Annotated in this window: 18 protein-coding genes; 2 read left to right on the forward strand and 16 right to left on the reverse strand. The window is 62.8% G+C overall.

What is annotated here, in order from left to right:
• The 13 genes from ACFPN2_RS02760 to ACFPN2_RS02820 form a co-directional block, all read right to left on the reverse strand.
• A complete protein-coding gene (locus ACFPN2_RS02760; protein WP_380594738.1) occupies positions 1-1,410 on the reverse strand; it encodes a BNR-4 repeat-containing protein in 1,410 nt (469 codons plus the stop codon).
• Positions 1,411-1,418: 8 nt separating this feature from the next.
• A complete protein-coding gene (locus ACFPN2_RS02765; RefSeq protein ID WP_380594740.1) occupies positions 1,419-2,753 on the reverse strand; it encodes an O-antigen ligase family protein in 1,335 nt (444 codons plus the stop codon).
• Positions 2,743-3,636, reverse strand: a complete 894-nt coding sequence (locus ACFPN2_RS02770) for a glycosyltransferase family 2 protein (RefSeq protein WP_380594742.1) — start codon at positions 3,634-3,636, stop codon at positions 2,743-2,745. The genes ACFPN2_RS02765 and ACFPN2_RS02770 overlap by 11 nt, the downstream gene beginning before the upstream one ends.
• A 146-nt stretch (positions 3,637-3,782) precedes the next feature.
• Entirely contained in the window at positions 3,783-5,045 is a 1,263-nt protein-coding gene (locus ACFPN2_RS02775) for a glycosyltransferase family 4 protein (RefSeq protein ID WP_380594744.1), read from the reverse strand.
• Positions 5,046-5,049: 4 nt separating this feature from the next.
• Positions 5,050-5,745, reverse strand: coding sequence for an FkbM family methyltransferase (locus ACFPN2_RS02780; protein WP_380594746.1), 696 nt, complete (start codon positions 5,743-5,745; stop codon positions 5,050-5,052).
• 32 nt (positions 5,746-5,777) lie between these two features.
• Positions 5,778-6,569: a WecB/TagA/CpsF family glycosyltransferase gene (locus ACFPN2_RS02785; RefSeq protein ID WP_380594748.1), complete on the reverse strand. Its 792-nt coding sequence runs from the start codon at positions 6,567-6,569 to the stop codon at positions 5,778-5,780.
• Between the two features lie 98 nt (positions 6,570-6,667).
• Positions 6,668-7,498, reverse strand: a complete 831-nt coding sequence (locus ACFPN2_RS02790) for a CpsD/CapB family tyrosine-protein kinase (protein ID WP_380594750.1) — start codon at positions 7,496-7,498, stop codon at positions 6,668-6,670.
• Between the two features lie 10 nt (positions 7,499-7,508).
• Positions 7,509-9,212: a lipopolysaccharide biosynthesis protein gene (locus tag ACFPN2_RS02795; protein WP_380594752.1), complete on the reverse strand. Its 1,704-nt coding sequence runs from the start codon at positions 9,210-9,212 to the stop codon at positions 7,509-7,511.
• Between the two features lie 32 nt (positions 9,213-9,244).
• Positions 9,245-10,414 (reverse strand): TonB-dependent receptor, encoded by a 1,170-nt coding sequence (locus tag ACFPN2_RS02800; RefSeq protein ID WP_380594754.1) that lies wholly within the window; start codon positions 10,412-10,414, stop codon positions 9,245-9,247.
• A 5-nt stretch (positions 10,415-10,419) separates the two neighbouring features.
• Positions 10,420-11,001 (reverse strand): polysaccharide biosynthesis/export family protein, encoded by a 582-nt coding sequence (locus ACFPN2_RS02805; RefSeq protein ID WP_380594756.1) that lies wholly within the window; start codon positions 10,999-11,001, stop codon positions 10,420-10,422.
• Positions 11,002-11,104: 103 nt separating this feature from the next.
• Positions 11,105-11,644, reverse strand: a complete 540-nt coding sequence (locus tag ACFPN2_RS02810; RefSeq protein ID WP_380594758.1) for a VPLPA-CTERM sorting domain-containing protein — start codon at positions 11,642-11,644, stop codon at positions 11,105-11,107.
• A gap of 5 nt (positions 11,645-11,649) precedes the next feature.
• The gene (locus tag ACFPN2_RS02815; protein WP_380594760.1) at positions 11,650-12,189 is read right to left on the reverse strand and encodes a ribbon-helix-helix domain-containing protein; all 540 of its coding nucleotides are present in this window, start codon (positions 12,187-12,189) and stop codon (positions 11,650-11,652) included.
• 243 nt (positions 12,190-12,432) lie between these two features.
• Positions 12,433-13,182 carry a DUF4114 domain-containing protein gene (locus tag ACFPN2_RS02820; protein ID WP_380594762.1) on the reverse strand — a complete coding sequence of 250 codons (750 nt, stop codon included), beginning with the start codon at positions 13,180-13,182 and terminating at the stop codon, positions 12,433-12,435.
• Positions 13,183-13,517: 335 nt separating this feature from the next.
• Between ACFPN2_RS02820 and ACFPN2_RS02825 the strand changes: the two genes are divergently transcribed.
• Both ACFPN2_RS02825 and ACFPN2_RS02830 read left to right on the forward strand, forming a co-directional pair.
• The gene (locus ACFPN2_RS02825; protein WP_380594764.1) at positions 13,518-14,192 is read left to right on the forward strand and encodes a lamin tail domain-containing protein; all 675 of its coding nucleotides are present in this window, start codon (positions 13,518-13,520) and stop codon (positions 14,190-14,192) included.
• 29 nt (positions 14,193-14,221) lie between these two features.
• Positions 14,222-15,118, forward strand: a complete 897-nt coding sequence (locus ACFPN2_RS02830; protein ID WP_380594766.1) for an SdiA-regulated domain-containing protein — start codon at positions 14,222-14,224, stop codon at positions 15,116-15,118.
• Between the two features lie 107 nt (positions 15,119-15,225).
• On the opposite strand, the gene ACFPN2_RS02835 is transcribed toward ACFPN2_RS02830, so the two are convergent.
• The 3 genes from ACFPN2_RS02835 to ACFPN2_RS02845 form a co-directional block, all read right to left on the reverse strand.
• Positions 15,226-15,486, reverse strand: a complete 261-nt coding sequence (locus ACFPN2_RS02835; RefSeq protein WP_380594768.1) for a hypothetical protein — start codon at positions 15,484-15,486, stop codon at positions 15,226-15,228.
• A 150-nt stretch (positions 15,487-15,636) separates the two neighbouring features.
• Positions 15,637-17,253: a hypothetical protein gene (locus tag ACFPN2_RS02840; protein WP_380594770.1), complete on the reverse strand. Its 1,617-nt coding sequence runs from the start codon at positions 17,251-17,253 to the stop codon at positions 15,637-15,639.
• 97 nt (positions 17,254-17,350) lie between these two features.
• Complete coding sequence (locus tag ACFPN2_RS02845; RefSeq protein ID WP_380594771.1) at positions 17,351-18,163, reverse strand: VPLPA-CTERM sorting domain-containing protein; 813 nt, start codon at positions 18,161-18,163, stop codon at positions 17,351-17,353.
• Between the last annotated feature and the right edge of the window lie 425 nt (positions 18,164-18,588).

Here is an 18,588-nt window from a genome sequence, read left to right on the forward strand (position 1 = left end):
CTATTGATCGGCCAGCTCGATCACTCGCGAGGTGCGCCAGTCGCAGCGTGTTACATGCACGAACCGTCGGTGTGCGCCGAGCGCGTGCAGCGGCTTGGGATCGCAATAGCCGTCCTGCTCATAAACCATCTTCCAGCTCGTCTCCAGCCGTTTTCGCCTGAAGATGCGAGGTCCGGTGGCATACGCCCAGCAGGTCGCGTCATCTTCACAAACCACCCACGGTGCTCCGTAAGGGGTGCGCTCGACGGTGCGCCAGCGCTTGGCAGAGGAGTCGTAGGTCACGAGCGTGCGCGGTGTGCCGTCATTGGATTCCAGGACGACGAGAGGTGCGCCGCGCGCGTCCGTCGTGACGGACGTGCCGGCGTGATACACGTGATCCGCATCGAACGCGTCGATCTCACCTACGCTCGAGAGCCGCACCGGCAGCTCGTACGACGAGCCATCCGCGCGTTGAAACGGAGCCTGCGGATTGGGACGCATGGCGAAGCTCGGATGAGTCGTATCGATGCCCGCCTGTTCCTTGCGCCACATCCAGGTCACGAACATCGCATTGTTACGATCGAACCAGAGGCGCGGATGGTAGACCGTCCAGCCCGGCTCCCAGGCGAAGGGATGCGAGGCGGCACCGGATGGCGCCGGCTGCGCATCGCGACTGGTCAGCGGCACATCTCCGCCCACGGCGGACCAGCGCTGCGAGCCGACATCGAAGCGAGCGATGCCGCCGCCGAAGGCGCGTTCCAGCCAGGTGCGTCCGGGTCGAACGGCGAACCGGTAAGTCACATACAAATCGCCGTTGCGATCGTTGAAGAACGCCGGATAAGTGATTTGATTGCCGGGAATGGCGGCCGAGCCCGGATCGCCCCAGGGCGAACGATTCTGTTCGAACGCGACGTGCAGATCGGCATCGGACATCGCCGTGCCGCGAAACTCGAAGTCATCGATACTGCACGGCGTCCGGGACCGCACGTACTGCCAGGGCATATTGTGCATGTTGTAAGCAATGTGCACGTTCTGCCGGGAATCGATCCCCACCGAGGGTTGGGTATGCGTGATGTCGGGCAGCGTTCTTTCTTCGAGAACGACGCGTCGCCATTGCCAGCTGCCGGCGTTATCCGGCGTGCCGAGCCGCACGACGGTCGTCAAGCGGTTGGGAAAACGCGATCCCTCCTCGACCGACGCCACCACCAGCTGGTCGCCGCACAGTCCGATGGGCGTCGAAAACAAATTGCGTGCTTGCGGAGAAACTGGCACGTCCGGCAGCACCTCGACCGCTTTCAGACGAGCTCCCGGCTTCACTCTGCCTGGGCTGACGATGACGGGTGGCTCGGGCGTGGCAGCGAGCACCGGGCTCAGTGCGATCGAGCCAGCCACAGCAAACAGTAATCCAACGACACCGGAATGTTTCGACATGGTTCAGCTCAACGCAGCAAGTTGGGGAATGCAACAGCGCCCGCTGAACGATCGCGCGATCCGATGGCAGGGCTGAGCGCCCTCGTGTCTTTGACTGTTGCCGACCATTGCAACAATCGACTCTTTTCCGCCACGGTCACCGCGATCATGAAAATCAACCAGAAAACATGCACCGGCCGCATCAGCGATGCTTCGGCCAGCTCGTAAACCAGGTCGCCCACCACGAACATGAACCAGAACGCGCCTTGCGGCGTTCGTGCGGTCATTTGCAACAGCCGGTAGATGCCTCGCAGCAGCGTCACCGAATAGATGAGCAAGCCGACGATACCGCCACGGACCAGCAGATCGAGATAGCCGTTGTGCAAGTGGCCGACTCGTTTCCAGAAGCCGGCCAGCACCGACGCCAGCGAATCGAAGCCATGACCGAGCAGCGGCTTCTGCAGAAACAATTGCCAGCCGAATTCCCAGACCTGGGTGCGACCGCTCAGATTTTCCGATTTGCCGAACACGCCGAGCCAGGTGCTCTTCTGAAAAATCTCCGGCAGGAAACTGATCGCGGCGGCACCCAGCAGGCACGCCATGAACACGCCGGACACCATGCGGATCGACAAACCGGTGGGTGCATCCTTTCTGCCGAACTGCAGCCACACGACGCCGCCGGTCAACACAGCGCCGAAGATGATCGCCGTGGCACTGCCACTGCCGCGCAATGCGAGCAGCGCGGCCAAGGCCAGCCCGCCGCTCGCCAGACGAACGAGTCGATGGCCGGGAGCGAGAAACATACTCATCGCGGCGCCGAGCAGCGCCGCGCTCATCAAACCGAGACTGTTGGCATTGCCGGCGGTTCCTCCCCAGCGGCCCGATTCGATGTCGATGGAATTCGGCCAACCGAGCCGGACCGCGAGCAGCGAAAGCACGATCACGATCCCGAGTGCCGCGATCAACGCCAATGCCAATCGTCGCAAGTCGTCACGCACCGCCGACACGGCCGCGAGCGCAATCAAGGTCTCACCGGCGTAGTGGCCGCAATTGATGAAGATCTTGAAGGGCACCGGCGACCACAGCATCGACGCACTCGCATAGCCCACCAGCAGCCATAGCGGCCAGATGCGCAGTGCCAGCGCCGAGACTTCTCTGGCCCGCGGCAGCAGCCACATCAACGCCCACAAATACGAGAGTCCGAGAACTATCAAGCGCCGCGGATCTTCGGTGAAGCCACGGCCGGTCGCGACAGCATTGCTGCTGACCTCGACGTCGCCGATCAGTCCCGAGATACCGGCGGCGACGATGAAGATGACGGCAGGCGCAACTCCCCACCACCAGCTGCGCGACTCAGCCCGCATGAGCCACCCAAAGGCCGACGCTGCGCCCCCAATGACGCGCGCTACGACAGAGCGTGCGTGTGATACCGGCCATTCCAGACAGAGCACTGGCGGGAACGAGCAGCAAAAAGCCGGCCGAGATACACGCGTACTTCAGCGCCCGCGTCGCTCGCCGCAACGAGTCTTCCTGCTTGTCGAAGATGCGTGCGAAACAATGCCCGCCGATGAACGAACGGCGCATCAGCCATCTGATTCGCAAGCGATGCGGCTGCACGGATTCATGAACCTCGGCCTCGTCGCACCAGACCGCGTTCACGCCGGCCGCGGCCAGGCGATGGAAGAACTCCGTGTCCTCGCCGCCCCAGATCCCATAGGAAACATCGAACTGAATTCCTGTCCGGCGCACTTCGTGAAGATCGAGCAACACATTGCCGGTGCCGCCGGCACCCGCATGCGCATACGTGCCGGTCACACGTCGAGGCCGCTCGAAGAAGCGACCGTCGACCACCCAGCGAGGAGTCCCGGACGGCAACAAGGGCATGACGGGTCCCAGCACGACAGCGGCCTGATACTGTTCCCTCGCGCGCAGGAGCGAAGCCAGCCACTGCGGGCTGGCCACCTCGTCGTCGTCGATGAAGGCCGCATAGCGTGCACGAGCCTCGGCTAACGCGCGATTGCGAGCCTTCGAGATGTTCGCTTCGGTTTCGCACACATAACGAACCGCGCCGAACTCCGCCTGGAAGCGACTCACCGTCGCCTGCGACGATTGGCCGGCGTCGTTGTCGACCACAATTATGTTCATCCGATGGTCGGCCGGCAGTTGCTGCCGCACCAGGCTGTCGAGCGTGTCGGCAAGCAGCGCGGGCCGCTTGTAGGTCAGTACCAACACGTCGACGTCGATCATGATGAACAGGGTGAATGGGTGTTGCCGGCACTCTATGGCGCGTTTGTTACAGTGGCGCGTTGGTTAGAGATATTACGAAGCGATGACACCCGGCCCACGGCTGTCGGCTGCCCTCTTAACGGCTCCGCAATACCCGCCGTCGGCGCTCACGAGCCCGATAGCAAATAACCTCTCGACTGCCTGTTCGCGATGGCCTCGCGATACCAGGCATCCGCCGCGTCGCCCTTGGCCGACCACGCAAGGCGTGGCGCACCTTCGGCCGCGGCAATCGAATAGGCGCGCAGGCGCTCGGGCTCGTGCGACAAAGAAACAAGCGCGTTGGCGAACGCCTCGACGCTGCTGGGCGGGTCGCTGACCGGCACGCCAATCCCCACCTCTTTGGTCACGATGTCGCCATGTCCGCAGGTGTCGTGACACAGCACCGGCAAGCCCGTCGCCAATGCCTCCGGCACGGTCGCCGAGGTCGCTTCCTTCAAACTGGGGAAAAACAGAACATGGGAGCTGCGCATGCGGTCGATGACCTCGGCCCGCGGGCGTTGTCCGTGAAAGTAACAAAGCCCCTGAATGCCCAGTTGCTCCGCCAATCCACGAGCGAACGGCTGTTGCGGCCCATCGCCGCACAAATGAAATTCGATCGGAATCGTCCGGCTCGCGCGTGCCACCGCCTGCAACGCCACTCCCACCGCTTTACTCGGCACCATGCGCCCGCACCACAAGACCCGCAGCCGCTCGCCCTCCCGGATCGTCCGGACGATGGGCTCCGACTCCGGCGCGGTGCCGGTTTCATGCACGACCGGCGCTTGCCGCCCGTACAACTTCGCGATCGCGACCCGATCCACGGACGTGGCCGAGATCAGTACGTCGCTGGCCTGCATCGCTGCTCGAACTCTGCGACTGAGCCGCATCTGCATCTCGTTGGCCAGGTTACGAAAGCCGAGCGACATCGCACCCGACGGCCCCATCGCGTGCAGATAGCGCCAGGGCATCTGCGCGAAGCCGCCGATCGGTCCCCAAACGAAAGGCACATCGAGCGACCACAGGAAGCCGGGCTCGCGATAGCCGATCATGTTGAGCTGGTGAATCACGTCGAAGCCGACGTGCCGATGCAGCTCGCGGGCTCGTTCGAGCGCGGCGCGCTGCCATCTTTCGTACGTGTGGTAGTACGCAAGGGATTTCAGCCAGCGCTCGGCGCGACGTTCGCGAGGGATGCCGATGACCTTCACGGCATCGCGCAGCTGGTGAGACTCGAGCGCGCTTTCGGTGGCCGGCGCAAACCGTTCCGCTTCCGTCAGCAGCCACACGTCGTGATGCCGAGCGATCTCTTTCAGCCAGTTCCAGCCGACGCCCGGCTCGGAGCCCTGCTCCGGGTGGCAGGCATAGGCGGACACCAATACTTTCAAGCGCTCCACGCGATCAGTTCCCGCAGACGAAGGTGTAGTTGCTGCGCCCTTCCTGCGCGATCAGCTCGTAACCCTGCTTCGTCAACGCGTCCGCCGTGGCGACGATTCGTTGCTTGCGTTCCGGCGTCCATTCCAGGGTGGCTTCGTCAAACTCGACACACAGGACTTTCACGGTCACGCCGTCTTTCAGCATGGCGGCGAGCACCCGCTGCTCGGCGCCTTCGATATCGAGCTTCAGCAGATCGATACGCGCATGTCCGAATTCCTTCATCAGCGACGGCAGCGAACGACACGGCGCTTCGAAGAATGAATCGGTCTGCTGCAGATTCATCACGGAATGGGACACGTGGTCCGGATTGCTGGGAGCGTAGAAGCGCAACTGCTCGTCGCGTTCCCAGATACCGACCGGATGGAAATGAAAGCCACGCACGTCGGCCGCGGTCCGGCGCACGAACTCGATGGCGCGCGGCGTCGGATCGAACGCATGCACCTCACAGCCGAAACGTTCCATGAGCGCGAGGTCGAAAGAAATATCCTCGCCCACGCCGGCGCAATAACAGATGGAATCCGGATGCACCGCGGATGAAGGCACGATCCAGCCGCCGTACTGCGAGCCCAGCCGGACCAGATCGGATCGCGACTGAATCCGCAGTCCGGTGAGCGCATCCCGCCCCATCGCACGACTCGTGTCGCGGTGAAGTCGATGCAAGGCGCGTTTCATTGTCGAGGCGGCATTCATGCTCACGCTACCCGTTCTCTCTGCCCGCCCGTCTGCAATCGTTCGCGCAACAACAACCAGGCGAATTGCGGTCCCGACACCAAGGTTCGACGCCACAGCCGGCGCGGCTCGCCCAGCAACCGATAGAGCCATTCGAAGCCGAGTTTGCAAATCCATTGCGGGGCCCGACGAACCGTGCCCGCGTAGTAATCGAACACCGCGCCGATCGCACCGATCACGGGCACGCCGCATTCCCCGGCATGGGCGTCGATCCATTTTTCCTGCTTGGGCGCAGTCATTCCCACCCAGAGCACATCGACCTTCGCGGCGTGGATTCGCCGCATGACCTCGGCCTGCTGCTCGGCCGACCAGGTGCCGAACGGCGGCGACAATGTTTCCACCGTCACACGAGGAAACTCTCGCGCCACGCGCTGTTTGACCAGCTCCAGCACGGGATCCACGGAACCCAGGAAGAATGCTTTGCCGCCGACCCGATCGAGGCGTCGCATCGTGCCCAGGAAAAAATCAGTTCCGGTGATACGCGGCCCTACTTCCATCCCGAACAGACGGGCCGCCAATGTCACACCCGAGCCGTCGGCCACGACGGCCGAGCACGCCTGCAAGGCGCGACGAAATGTTTCGTCCTGTTGAGCAACCACCAGCGAATGCGGATTGGCGCAAGCGACAGTGAACGGGCCCGTGCCCGTTTGCACGGCATGGCTCACCGAATCCAATAGCGAGTCCAGGCTTTCGACGCCAATGGGAATGCCCAACATCCGCCGCGCGGGCAATCGCGTTTCAGAAACGACGGCCATCGTGATCTTCCGGCACCGTGAGGGCCGTCACGGTATCCAGGCGGGGTGACGCCGATGTGACGTGTGTGTCATACGCGTGAATGACATCGTCGCTGTGCTCAGTACGGCGTGCGAACCGGCTCGCGCGATCCGTTGAGGACCGTGCCGACGAACGGCAGATCGTGCAGCAACTGGAACGTGCGAGTGACGTCCTCGCGACGCGTCTTGCCCTCGCCGATCACCAGCAGGCCCGCTTGCATATAACGCGCGAACGCCAGCGCGTCGTCGGCCATCAGCACCGGCGGCATATCGAAAATGATGACGCGATTGGCGTAGCGCATGCGCATCTCGTTGACGATCTCGGCCGTTGCCGGCGACGACAACAGCTCCGAGGAATGTTCGACCCGCTCGCGCGCCGGGAGGATCGTCAATCGATCGTAGCCCGCGACTTTGATCATCGCTTCCTGCACCGGGCGGCGCAGGCGCAAGCAATCGTCCACGCCCACCGATGGCTCATAGCTGAAGCGCTTGTGCACGTTGGGATTGCGCAGATCGAAATCCACCAGCAACACAGTGCGTGCCGGATCGGCGGAGATGGCGATCGCGAGATTGATCGCGGTCAGCGTCTTGCCTTCCGAGGACTGCGCGCTCATCACACCGAGCGAGTTCGCGCCCAGCTGATCCAATCGGCGCAGCACCTGAGTGCGCAACATCTTGTAGGCAGTGCCATGCGGCCCGCCCGCGCCCGGCGGCAGAATCCGCGCGTTCTCGCGATCCTGTTCGGAGTACTGAATGAGCGGCGAGCTGAACTTGATCGTATCGGTGAAGTCGACGTTGTTCTCAGTCGCAACTGCGCGCGGCGGCACGACCGAGATCGGCGCTTCAGCGCGTGCCTCGCGGTGAGCGAACGTCGTCAGATCAACAGCTCGGGGAGTAGTCGTACGTTCCACGTCATCACCTTCAACCGAAAAAGCGGCGCCACGCCACTGCCCAAAGCACGTCCAGCGGACGATATAAGAAGTGCACCATCACGATCGCAGCCACGAAGCTCGTGGCCGCACCCGCCAGGGATAAACGTCGAATCCTGGACCGGGCAGCACGATCCGCCGGCGTTTCGATCCAGGGCAACACTGCCAGCGGCGGCACCGACACCAGCGCCTCGATGTCACGACGACCCCGGATGCTGGTATCGACCGCCTCGAGCAACAGCACCATGCCGACTGCCGCGCCGAACGACAGCAGCACGCCAATCACCACCAGCGCCGGACGATTCGGGCTGGCCGGCTGTTCGGACGCCATCGGCGGCTCGATCAATGTGAAGCGCTCGCCCTTGCGCTCGGTCTCCAGATTCTTCGCCAGCGTAGCTTCCATTTGTTTCTGGCGTACTTCGCTATATTTCAATTGCGCATTCTCGAGCTCGCGCATGATGGTGCTGTACTCACGCGCGATCTCGGGCGACGCGGACAGGCGCCGCTCGTAATCGGCAATCCGCTTGCGCAACACCGCGTTCTTTTTCTGTAACGCCGCGCGCTCGTTGACCGACGCTTCGCGCTGGGCGCTCACCTGAATGTAAGCCGGATTGTCCGGATCCGAGCGCACCGCCTCCGAGGTCAGCGGCGCATCGCGCATCGCTGTGTGCAGGGAAGCGACCAGGCGCTCCAACTGCTGCACGTCCGGATGATCCGATGCATATTTTTCGCGAGCCGCGGCCAGCTGGCTCTTCGCATCGCTCAGCTGCCGTGCCAGATCGTTACCCGTATCGACGCGGCCCACCTGCTTTTCCAGGCCGTCGATCTCACGCTTCATGCGCAGGATGTCGGGATGCGTTGGCGCGTAGATCGCGGTAGCCCGTGCATATTCCGACTTCAACGTCTTGAGACGATCGGCGGGCGACAGGATGCGCTGCCCGGTTTCGGTGTACAGCTGCTCCGTCGGCGTCAGCTGCGCCAGCTGCGCGTCGAGATAAACGATCTGCTGATCGAGCGAGCGCACGCGCGTATCGGTCTCGCGCAATTCCTCTTCGGCGCGATTCATCAGCTGCATGTTGAGCTGCGACAGCTCGGGCAGATTGTTGACGTTCTGTTCCTTGAAGGCCGCGAGCTTCACGCCCAGCTCGTCGATTTGTTTGCTCAGCCGATCGCCTTCGGCGGTCAGGAACGTGGCGGTGTCATCGGCGGTCTGGCGCCGGCTGGTGAGGTTCTCGTTCAGATACAGCGTGGCGAGCTCGTTGGCGACCTTGGCGGCGATCACCGCTGAAGGACTGTCGTAGCTCACCGAGAACGCGATGGTCGCCTTGGTGGGACGACCCATCCGGGGGTCGACGACGTCGGCGCTGATCATCGAGAAGTGCACGTCGTCGCGCATGCGATTCAGCAGCACTTCGCGCGGATCCTTGCGTCGACGCTCCGGATACAACTGATAGCGATCGATGATGCGCATCAGGTTCTCCGAGGTCATGACCCGTTGCGTGATCACCTGCAGTCGCTGGTCGGCATAACTCGACACCATCGAGCGCACCAGGTCGACCGGCACTTCCTGCTGCTCGATCAGGATGGTGCCGGTGGAGCGATAAGTCGCCGGCCACAGCACCGCCGCCGCGAGCGCGACGATCAGTATCGATGCGGCCGCGACGATCGCGGGGACACGCCGGCGACGGACTGCCATGAGATAGTCCGCCAGCGAACGCGACGGCGGGTTCACAGGGATTGAGGTTGACCGTTCCATACCACGTTGAATGAAGCTCTATAACCATTGGCCCGCTCGGCAGCGAGCTCGAAATCTTGTGTATTGCCTGTCAACTGCAGCGACACGCTCCAGTCACGAGCCAGGCGCCAGTTTGCTGAGAGATTGAGTTGAGCGTAGTCGACCTGATACGTCCGCACGCCGTTCCGCTGCGGCAGCAAGTCCTGGCTGCTGACGTAGCGCGCCCCGACGGTTGCGCTCAAACGTTCGGTGATGGTGCGGTTGAAAGTCAGCCTCGCCTCGTCGCGTCGGGTGAGCACGCCGCGGCCGGTGGGCGATTGGTTGCGGCTCGCATTGGCGGTCAGCGACCAGCGATCGCCCAGTCGTTTGATTTCGCCGTCGAACACCCAGCCCGTGTCGTTGGCGATCGCGGTTTCGACGGTCGAAGGACCGGCCGACAGCGAGGCCGTCCACAACATCCAGGGTTGGAAGGTCCAGCCCAGCTTCAATGTGCCGTCGCGCGTCTCGGAGCCGAAAAATCCGGCAGTCGTCAGCCGGCCGGCCTGCGCGGTCACGGTCAGCGCACTGCCGGCGTCCGTCAGCACGATCTGAGAGAACACCGACACCGCCGAGTACCTGTAGTCCGTCAGCCCGGTGACCTCGGTATCGACATAGTGATTGTCAACCTGGAACATCTGGAAACCGCCGCTGACCCGCTCCGTGAACATCACTCTCGGAGAAAAGGAAAAGCTGGTCTCTTCGTGCCGGCGGTTGGAATCCACCAGGCCGGTCGAGCCGAGCTCGCTGGTCAAGGTGGTGTCGCGGGTCAGGCCGAGCTGCATGTTCCATTCGGAACGCTCGCCCATCCAGCGATAGCTGCCGGTGACGAACTGATCGTTGGTGTCGAGCGATTCGTCGTCGCTGTAACGGGCCGCGACCAGGCGTGGCAGCAAGGTCAGCTCCGATCGCTCGGTGACCCGCTGCAAGCTCGCCTTCAATTCGCCGCTGGCACCCGAGGCGGAACTGGTGTCGTTGACTCGCAACCGGGGATTGTCGGCATACGAGGTGCCGACGAAGGCCGACGGCAGGACGCGCCACTCAGCGGCCGAAGCCTGCTGAGCGAGCAGCGCCGCGCTCGCCGAGCACAGCGCCAGACACGTCAGTTGCGTCCCCGATCGCAGCATGTTTGTTACGGCACCACGACCGTGTCGCCGCTCTTCAGCAGAATGTTCTGTTCCAGACTGCGGCCGCGCTCGACTTCGCTGTAACGGAAGCGGCGCGCCGTCTGTTTACCGCTCGTGTCCCGGCGCAGGATCTGAATGTCGTCGAGCGAAGCGAACGAAGTCGCACCGCCCGCCATGCTCAACGCCTGCATCACATCGAGCGGCCGGCTGAATGTGAACTCGCCGGGACGATTCACCTTGCCGAGCACATAGATACGATTGCCGCCGATCTGCTTGACGGCGATGGTCACCGACGGATCGGGAATGAACTTGCTCAGGCGCTCATTCACCTGCTCGCGCACTTCCTCGACGGTACGGCCGGACGCATGCACGTCGCCGACCAGCGGAAAGGACATGCCGCCGTCGGGGCGCACCAGCACCTCCGACATCAGCGCTTCTTCCTTCCACACCGATACCATCAACACGTCTCCGGGCTGGATGCGATACGGCTCGGGCTCATCGGCACGCACCGAAGTGAGGTGCGCGCAGAGCATGAGCAACAGCGCGAGAGCGTATCGATGGAAGATGACAGTATTGGGGCGACGCATTCGTATGACCGCTGAATTTCAAAGGCAAGACAGACCAGACATAAGAAAGCGCGGTACGGCCACCGGGTCAGCCGCCCGCGCTTTTCACTCTTATATATGTGAGTTATCGATCGAGCAGACGCTTCCGGCGGAACGCGGCGAGACCGCCCAGGCCGGACAGCAGCAGCCACGCGGCGGCGGGCAGCGGCACCGGCGAGAAGCTCGCCTGCAGGTTGTAAGCACCCGGCACATACTTGTTATCGGTCTGCGCGAACACCGCGACGAACAGGTTCGCCGGGCCCGACAGATCGAAGATCAAGCCGTCGGCACCGGTGCTGCCGTCGATCTTCTTCCAGAAGCCGTTGAGATCGGTCACCAGCATCGACAGCGACTTCAGCGGGCTCGCAAACTCATAATCGGTCAGCTTCACGGTCACCTGGCCAGGACCGGAAGTGCTCAGCGCGTTGACCGACAGGCTCGTGCCCCACAGCACGATGGTCGAGTTGATCGAGTCGCCGATCGGGCCCTTGACCAGCGATTCCAGCGGCACGCCCGAGAACCACGGCGTCTCGGCCTGCACGTGCTCGGCACGCGCGGCCATCGACATCGTGAACAGACCCAGCACCAGCGAGGCGACGGCGGCAAACTTCAAAACACCCTTCATATGCTTCACTCCAGTTCGACCGGCGAGCGCAGCCCGCCATTGTTGTTTCGATACACGTACTTTTCGTACAGATACTTGCGCAAGCTGTTGCCCAGCTCGTCTTCTTCTCCGGGCTTGCCGGCCCGGCCCGCTTTATCCGTGGCAGCCGCGGTGGCGCTCTTGGCCTGCTGGCTGTAGTTCTGGCTGATGCTCGACAGGCGCAGCTTGGCGTACGACTGCTGGATGCCGCTCATCGCGATGAGTTGAATATCGTCGGAATCGACGCGGGCATCCGGATCGGCGCCCTGATTGATGATCGAGTCCAGACGCAACGCATCGAGCTCGAAATGACGGAAGATGTCGGTGCCCGACTCGACGAACACCGGCACCAGGCTCTTGCCTCGCACGCCCAGGTCATGCAACGGCGCCAGGCGCCCCAGCATCACCTTGACCGCGAAACGTATGACATCTGAATCACGAACCCCAAGCCGCTCAGCCAGCCGCTTGACGCTGCGGATATCGGCTGCGCTCATGCGAATCGAGACGGCCTGCTTGCGGCTGTCCATGGTTGTTGTCCCCTGCGCTACACGTTAGGTGCGACCGGCTCGGCCGCGGTCGGGAATACTCCGGTAGGCAAGTGACAGGACTTTGAACAAATGATGAAAGCGTGACACAAGCACTGGCGGCGGAGTGCCAGGTCTGGCCTCCGCTATCCCGTTTGCCGGGCTGTTTATTTTTGCCGCGGCGTGCTGAATTTCTTTTTAGAAGCTCAGGACGCCGGGGGGTTCAGCAAATTCCGTTTTGCTTTTTCAGGCGGTCCGGCGCGACACCCCCGCCAGGCCGACCAGCCCGGAGATCAGCAGCCACACCGCTGTCGGCAGCGGCACCGGAGTGATGTCCTGCACCACCGCGACGAAATCCTGATAGTCGCGATCGCCGCCGCCGCGCAGGTCTTCCCACGCGAGGAGGTAATCCTGGCGGCTGAAGTACTCGCCCGCGAGCGAGCCCGTCAGGAACGGCGTGCCCGTGCCCTGATAGGCGTACATGTGATCTTCGCCGTCGGCGTTGCGGGCGGTCTGGCTATAGAACGTGCCTTCGTTCTGCGTGCTCAGATAGAAACCGAAAGCCGACGTGGAAATGAACTGGTGCGTCCAGGTGGTCGAGCCCACCTCCTGCACGCTGACCCGCCAGCCGTTGACCGTCTGGCGCAACCGCAGGACCGCCTGATCGCCGGCCGAGTCGGCACCGTCGAAAATCGACAGGCGCGCGTTAGGGTTGTTCAGATCGTAGACGCCGAACACGTTGGTCTCGGCATTGCCGGCCAGCTCCAGCATGATATCGATCTGTCCGATCGAGCCCACCGTGGTCCACGACGCGTCGTTGCCGTCATCCAGGCACGAAGCGGTCGCGCTCAGCGTGTTGGCGCCGAGCAATGAGTTGAAGCTTCCCTGCAGGGACGGCTCGCCCGAGCCGTCGAAAGTACACAGCGCGTTCGCCTGAGCGGCCGCCAATCCCAATGCGGCCAGCGAAACGAGCTGCAGTCTAGAAACGTTCGTCACACCCGCTCTCCACCCGATTGTTACTTATCGACGGTGGGATGGTGAGTTTTGTGAATGAAACCGGCGTTATGCCAAGTTGAAACCTTTACGGCAATCTTGCAGTACCGTTGCGCCACGATGGTCGCGCGAAAGTACAAACATCGTCAGACAAGGACTTGCGAGCGTTAGTTGGCTCAGCGCTGGAGCATGCGACACGCGAGTGACATACGACGGTGTCGCGCTTGTCGTTCGTATTCTTAACGGTCACGCAACAGCGGTTTCGTACGGTCGCCGTGCGGAAGTGCGTTTGACGCCGCATGACATTTTTCAATACGAATATATGACGAGGCTCGCCCATGAATGTTTCTTCTTTGCGTAAGTTTCTTTTCGCCGGTGCCGTGCTGAGCAGCGCCGCGTTCGCCCCGCTCGCCTCCGCCCAGGTCTACATCACCGAATGGATGTACAACGGCAATGGCACGACCGGCGAGTACATCGAGTTCACCAACCTCGGCAACACCGCGGTCGACTTCTCCGGCTGGAGCTTCGATGACGACTCGAACAATCCCCGCACCGTCAGCCTGAGCGCGTTCGGTCTGGTGAATCCGGGTGAGTCGGTCATCCTCACCGAAGCCACCGCCGCTGAATTCCGCTCGGTGTGGAATCTGTCGAGCACGGTCAAGGTAATCGGCAGCAACATCACCAACCTCGGCCGTAACGATCAGATCAATCTCTATGACGGCGCCGGCCAACTGGTCGACCGCCTCAGCTACGGCGATCAGAACATCCCCGGCTCGATCCGCGCGCAGAACATCAGCGGCAATCCGCTGAGCCTGGACGTGCTCGGCACCAACAACGCGCTCGCCTGGATCTTCGCGTCGGTCGGCGACGTGTACGGCTCTTACGTGGACCTCAACAACGTGGACGTCGGCAACCCCGGCACGTTCGCGCTCGCTCCGGTGCCGCTGCCGGCCGCCGCGTGGCTGTTGTTGTCCGGTGTCGCCGGTCTGGCCGGCTTCCGCCGTCGCGCCTGATCCGAAGTCATCTCGGGAGGAGATAACTCATGAAGATTCGTTCTTTGATCGCGTCAGCCGTGCTGCTGGCCCCTGCCATCGCCGGGGCGCAAGTCGCATCGCTCGATCTGGGCAACTATCAACTCACCCGTCAGGTCAGCCTGCCGGCCGGTCCGGCCTCCGAGGCCTCCGCGGTGACGTGGAACTGGGATCGTGACTCGCTGTTCGTGGTCGGCGATGAAGGCGATGCCATCGTCGAAGTCGATCGCAACGGCACGCTGCTCAGCTCCATGTCGCTGAGCGGCTTCGACGATACCGAAGGTCTCACTTATATCGGCGGCGGCCGCTTCGTCGTCGTCGAGGAGCGCTTGCAGGATGCCTACGTGCTGACGTACACGGCCGGTGGCGTCGCCTCCCGCTCCAGCCTCGCCTCCGCTTCGCTCGGCGCGACGGTGGGCAACGTCGGTCTCGAAGGTATTTCCTACGATCCGAGCACGGGCCAGTACGTCGTCGTCAAGGAAAAGACCCCGCAGCAAGTGAACGCCGCGACGTTGAACTTCGGCACCGGCACTTCCGGCACGGCCAATGTGACTTCGCTGTTCGATCCGGCGAGCCTCGGCCTGGCCGATCTGTCGGACGTGCAGGTGTTGTCGACCGTGATGGATCCTTCGTCGGCGGATTTCGGCAATCTGCTGATCTATAGCCAGGAGTCGGCCCGCCTGTTGGAAGTGAGCCGCACCGGCACCGTGCTCAGCATGTACAGCCTCGCCGGCATCACCGATTCGGCGGAAGGCGTGACCATCGACCGTAACGGCACGATCTATATCGTCGACGAAACGCCGAACATGTACATCCTCACGCCAACGCCGGTGCCGCTGCCGGCTGCCGCGTGGTTGCTGCTGTCGGGCATCGCCGGCGTCGCTGGATTCGGCCGCCGCAAGAAGTAATATCTGACTCGATACAATAAAAAAACTCCGGCCGCCGCCAATCCTGGTGGGGGCCGGAGTAAGCGATGTCCATCCGATCGGAATCGGGGGACACCGTGGGGACTGGTTCAGGTGGTGGGATCGGCCGAGGTCTCGGCGATCCGGCAATGATTCAAAAACGTTCCTAACTTCAACAACGCCTCCACCGCCGCGGCCGAGATGGCGCGATGCTCGTCGAGCATCATGCGCTGGGTGGCATTGTCACAACCGAGCAGCGCGCCGATCAGCAGGCTGTGATGCTGATTCAATTCCTGCATGGCGACGTTGGCTGCACGATGCAACTCGATGAGCCGCTGCTGGCTGCGGCCGCTGAGCAAAGATCGGTTCACGTCGGGCTCTTGTTGGATTTGGACGCGGGCATAACGTAACCAACAATCATTGCGACAACATTGCCGTTGACGGATTTAGGAAAAAAAGCGGCGCCACCGAAGTGGCGCCGCCTGCTCTTGCCGAACGAATCTGCTTCGAGCGTAACAGGCTTACGGATAAGCCTGGTACGGCGGGTTGCAGTTGTTGGCCTGACCGCTCAGCGTCTGACGGGTCTGGCTGTTGATCGGCGTGGTGCGCACTTCGCCGCCCTCGATCACATGGTTGAGGAACATGTTGTTGATAGCGGTGGCGTTGGCCGGAGAAGCCGTGTCCAGAATGCCGGTATCAGCATCGCCCACATCGCCCGTCATCGTCAGGGCCGCCGACGTGCGCCACGAGCGGTTCAGCTCGGAGATCGCGGTCGGGTTGCCGATGGAGGCATACAGCTTGTCCCACAGAGTCTGCGAGCCGCTGGCCGAAGTGCTCGGGAAGCGGTCGTTGAAGGTGTTCTCGGTGAAGAAGCTGTAACGGCCTTCGATCGTGGCCTTCAGGGTCGGCTCCGCGCCATCGACCTTGATGTAACGGAAACGGTTGCTGCTGGTGCCCGGCTTGGCTTCCGTGCTGGCGACGCCAATGGCCAGACGGCCCTGGCTGGTGTGATAGTCGATGCACTGGCGCACGTCGCCCGAGCCTGCACCGGCGAACACGTAGTCGTTGCCATACGTGGTGGCGTTCCACGTGCAGCCCGAGGTGGCGCAGCCAGCAGAGTCCGGAGCGACGAACAGCACAGTGTTCGACGGCGTCTTGCTGCAGCCCTGGTTCAGGAAGTGCAGCTTGAAGCTGGTCATCGTGCCCGAGGTATCGCCACGACGGCACAAATAGATGTCACCGCTGCTGTCGTAGCCGGTGTTGCCGATGTGATCAGCCAGGTTCTGGCCGTTCAGGTTGATCTCGTTGGCATTCAGCACCGACGTGCCGTTGAAGATCGCGCGCAGCACCGAGCTCGGCAGCGACGGGATCTGATCCAGGGTCGCGGTCGCTTCGGTCGCGGTGTCGGCGATCGTGCCGTAAGTGCGCTGAAGAACGGTGAACAGCGGCACGCTGACGATCGGGTTGAACGTCACCGCGACCGACGTGCGCTTGCGGGTCAACGCGGCGTCATGAGCGGCGGTCACACCACCGGTGCCCACGAAAGTCGTCGGATCGACGTCAGAAATACCGGCCTGAGAAGTGCGGGCGGTACGGACCACGGTCGACGCGGACGAGGCAGTGGCGCCGCAATCGCGGGTGTTGAAGTGGTTCGCGCCGGTCGGCAGCGTGGTGCCGGTGCTGGTGGTGATCGTGGCGCAAGCGGTCGGGAAGGTCGCAGCGGACAGATCGATGAACTGCAGCTGCGGAGTGCCCGGCAGGTTCGCCGGCTGCACGATGCCGTTGGCCGAGCCACCGGTCGACTCCTTCAGGAGCGCGATCTTGGTGGTGCCGGAAACGATGCCGGTGCCGGTGAAGGCAGCCGTGCAAGTCAGTGCACGCTGCGACGGCGAGCCCGAGCTGGTCGAACGATAGTAGTAGATGTCGAGCGTGTCGGGCACGCAGACGCGGAAGTTGGCGTCGTCGAGCTTGAACAGGTTCTCGAGCGCGTTGTCAGTGGCCGTGGCGCCGCTGACATACAGCGTCACCAGCGTGCCGTTGGCAGCGGCCGCCTGGATGTCGGCCGGGGACGTGGCGAGGGCGTTGGCGCCAGCCAGCGCCAAGGCGCCGGCGACAGCAACCTTGAGGGAAGTTTTCATCAAGATTCTCCGTGGATCGATGTGGACAGAGAGAAGAGAGAGAGAAGATTGGGAGGGAGTGCCGCGATACGCGGCACTCCCCGACTCGAAGAGTCGATCAGGCAGCGACGCGACGACGGCTGACGGCGCCCAGGCCACCGAGGGCCGAGAGCAACAGCCAGGCAGCGGCCGGCAGCGGCACCGGAGCGGCAGCGACGGAGTAGCTCAGCACGCCAGTGGCGGCATCGAACGACCACACGCCCGCGTACTGCGTCTGGGTGGTCGGGTTGTTGCCGGTGTTACGGCCGCCGTTCTGCACGTACAGGTACATCGCCAACGTCGCATCGGCATCGCTCGCATCCGCCGTCCAGTCGAAGCCGGCGATACCGAAGTTGCCGAGCACAGAGCGGGTGTCGCGCGTGCCAGCGAGCGTATTGCGATCGAGCGGGTTGGCGTCTTCGTTGGCGCCAGCGTACGAGTTGTCGACCAGCGCGGCCGCCGTGATGATGTTGGTGTTGATCAGGTTGGTCACAGAGCCGTTGGCCACAGTGCTCAGCAAGCGGGTCGAGCCGTTGGTGTTCTGGCTGCCGTTATCGCCAGCAACCACGCCCCACTGCATCTGCGTCAGATCGGCACCGGCGTAGGTCGACGGACTGATCGTCCAGTTGAGCGTCAGGCCGGCCTGATCTGTCTCGACGGCCGAGAAGTCCGACAGATCCAGACCCAGGTAGTAGCTCACCGACAGAATGGTGTCGCCCGTGTTGAACAGATGAAACACCAAGCCGCCGTCATCGTCCGTGTTGGTCGTGAGACCGGTCGGAGCCGTGGCGGAATTCTCATAGCCCGCCGGCACCGTCACGTCCGCGAGTGCCGCGGTCGAGGCCGCCAGCAGCGTGCTCGCCGCAACAATCTGCTTCAAAGAAAATTTCATGAGAGTAAGTCCCCTAGCCAAGTAAGAAATGGATCTTGCGATCCGCCTGAAAACACGCGCGCCCTTGCAGTCCCTGGCATGCCACTGCACGCCGCCAGCGCGCTACTGAATCAAAGACGGCTTCCTGCCTTCCTCGCCTGCATTGAGGCGGATCGACCTCGTGTTCGTTTAGCACTGGAAAATCTAACGGTGCGCTGTGTCTCGCCTTTGAACGCCGCTTTAACGTTTTGCGACTCGAGCCGCGTTCATCGACCGTTATGTGTGACACACGTGCTTGACGGCACGTCGCGCACCACGCCTGCGCAATCTAGGAATTGTTTGTTACTGCGTAGTGAACAATTTGTATAACGCGTGCGCTGCGTATGACACACGGGCGGGAATGAAAAACAAACGTATGACACCGGTGCGCGGGCGTAAAATCGCCC

It is taken from the genome of Steroidobacter flavus (assembly GCF_042651805.1).
GTDB lineage: Bacteria > Pseudomonadota > Gammaproteobacteria > Steroidobacterales > Steroidobacteraceae > Steroidobacter > Steroidobacter flavus.

What these genes read in the sequence shown, in the direction of transcription:
- ACFPN2_RS02805 (WP_380594756.1), bottom strand. Translation starts at nt 11,001, where the DNA reads ATGCGTCGCCCCAATACTGTCATCTTCCATCGATACGCTCTCGCGCTG.
- ACFPN2_RS02795 (WP_380594752.1), bottom strand. Translation starts at nt 9,212, where the DNA reads ATGGCAGTCCGTCGCCGGCGTGTCCCCGCGATCGTCGCGGCCGCATCG.
- ACFPN2_RS02765 (WP_380594740.1), bottom strand. Translation starts at nt 2,753, where the DNA reads ATGCGGGCTGAGTCGCGCAGCTGGTGGTGGGGAGTTGCGCCTGCCGTC.
- ACFPN2_RS02825 (WP_380594764.1), top strand. Translation starts at nt 13,518, where the DNA reads ATGAATGTTTCTTCTTTGCGTAAGTTTCTTTTCGCCGGTGCCGTGCTG.
- ACFPN2_RS02815 (WP_380594760.1), bottom strand. Translation starts at nt 12,189, where the DNA reads ATGGACAGCCGCAAGCAGGCCGTCTCGATTCGCATGAGCGCAGCCGAT.
- ACFPN2_RS02810 (WP_380594758.1), bottom strand. Translation starts at nt 11,644, where the DNA reads ATGAAGGGTGTTTTGAAGTTTGCCGCCGTCGCCTCGCTGGTGCTGGGT.
- ACFPN2_RS02845 (WP_380594771.1), bottom strand. Translation starts at nt 18,163, where the DNA reads ATGAAATTTTCTTTGAAGCAGATTGTTGCGGCGAGCACGCTGCTGGCG.
- ACFPN2_RS02785 (WP_380594748.1), bottom strand. Translation starts at nt 6,569, where the DNA reads ATGGCCGTCGTTTCTGAAACGCGATTGCCCGCGCGGCGGATGTTGGGC.
- ACFPN2_RS02840 (WP_380594770.1), bottom strand. Translation starts at nt 17,253, where the DNA reads ATGAAAACTTCCCTCAAGGTTGCTGTCGCCGGCGCCTTGGCGCTGGCT.
- ACFPN2_RS02760 (WP_380594738.1), bottom strand. Translation starts at nt 1,410, where the DNA reads ATGTCGAAACATTCCGGTGTCGTTGGATTACTGTTTGCTGTGGCTGGC.
- ACFPN2_RS02800 (WP_380594754.1), bottom strand. Translation starts at nt 10,414, where the DNA reads ATGCTGCGATCGGGGACGCAACTGACGTGTCTGGCGCTGTGCTCGGCG.
- ACFPN2_RS02770 (WP_380594742.1), bottom strand. Translation starts at nt 3,636, where the DNA reads ATGATCGACGTCGACGTGTTGGTACTGACCTACAAGCGGCCCGCGCTG.
- ACFPN2_RS02830 (WP_380594766.1), top strand. Translation starts at nt 14,222, where the DNA reads ATGAAGATTCGTTCTTTGATCGCGTCAGCCGTGCTGCTGGCCCCTGCC.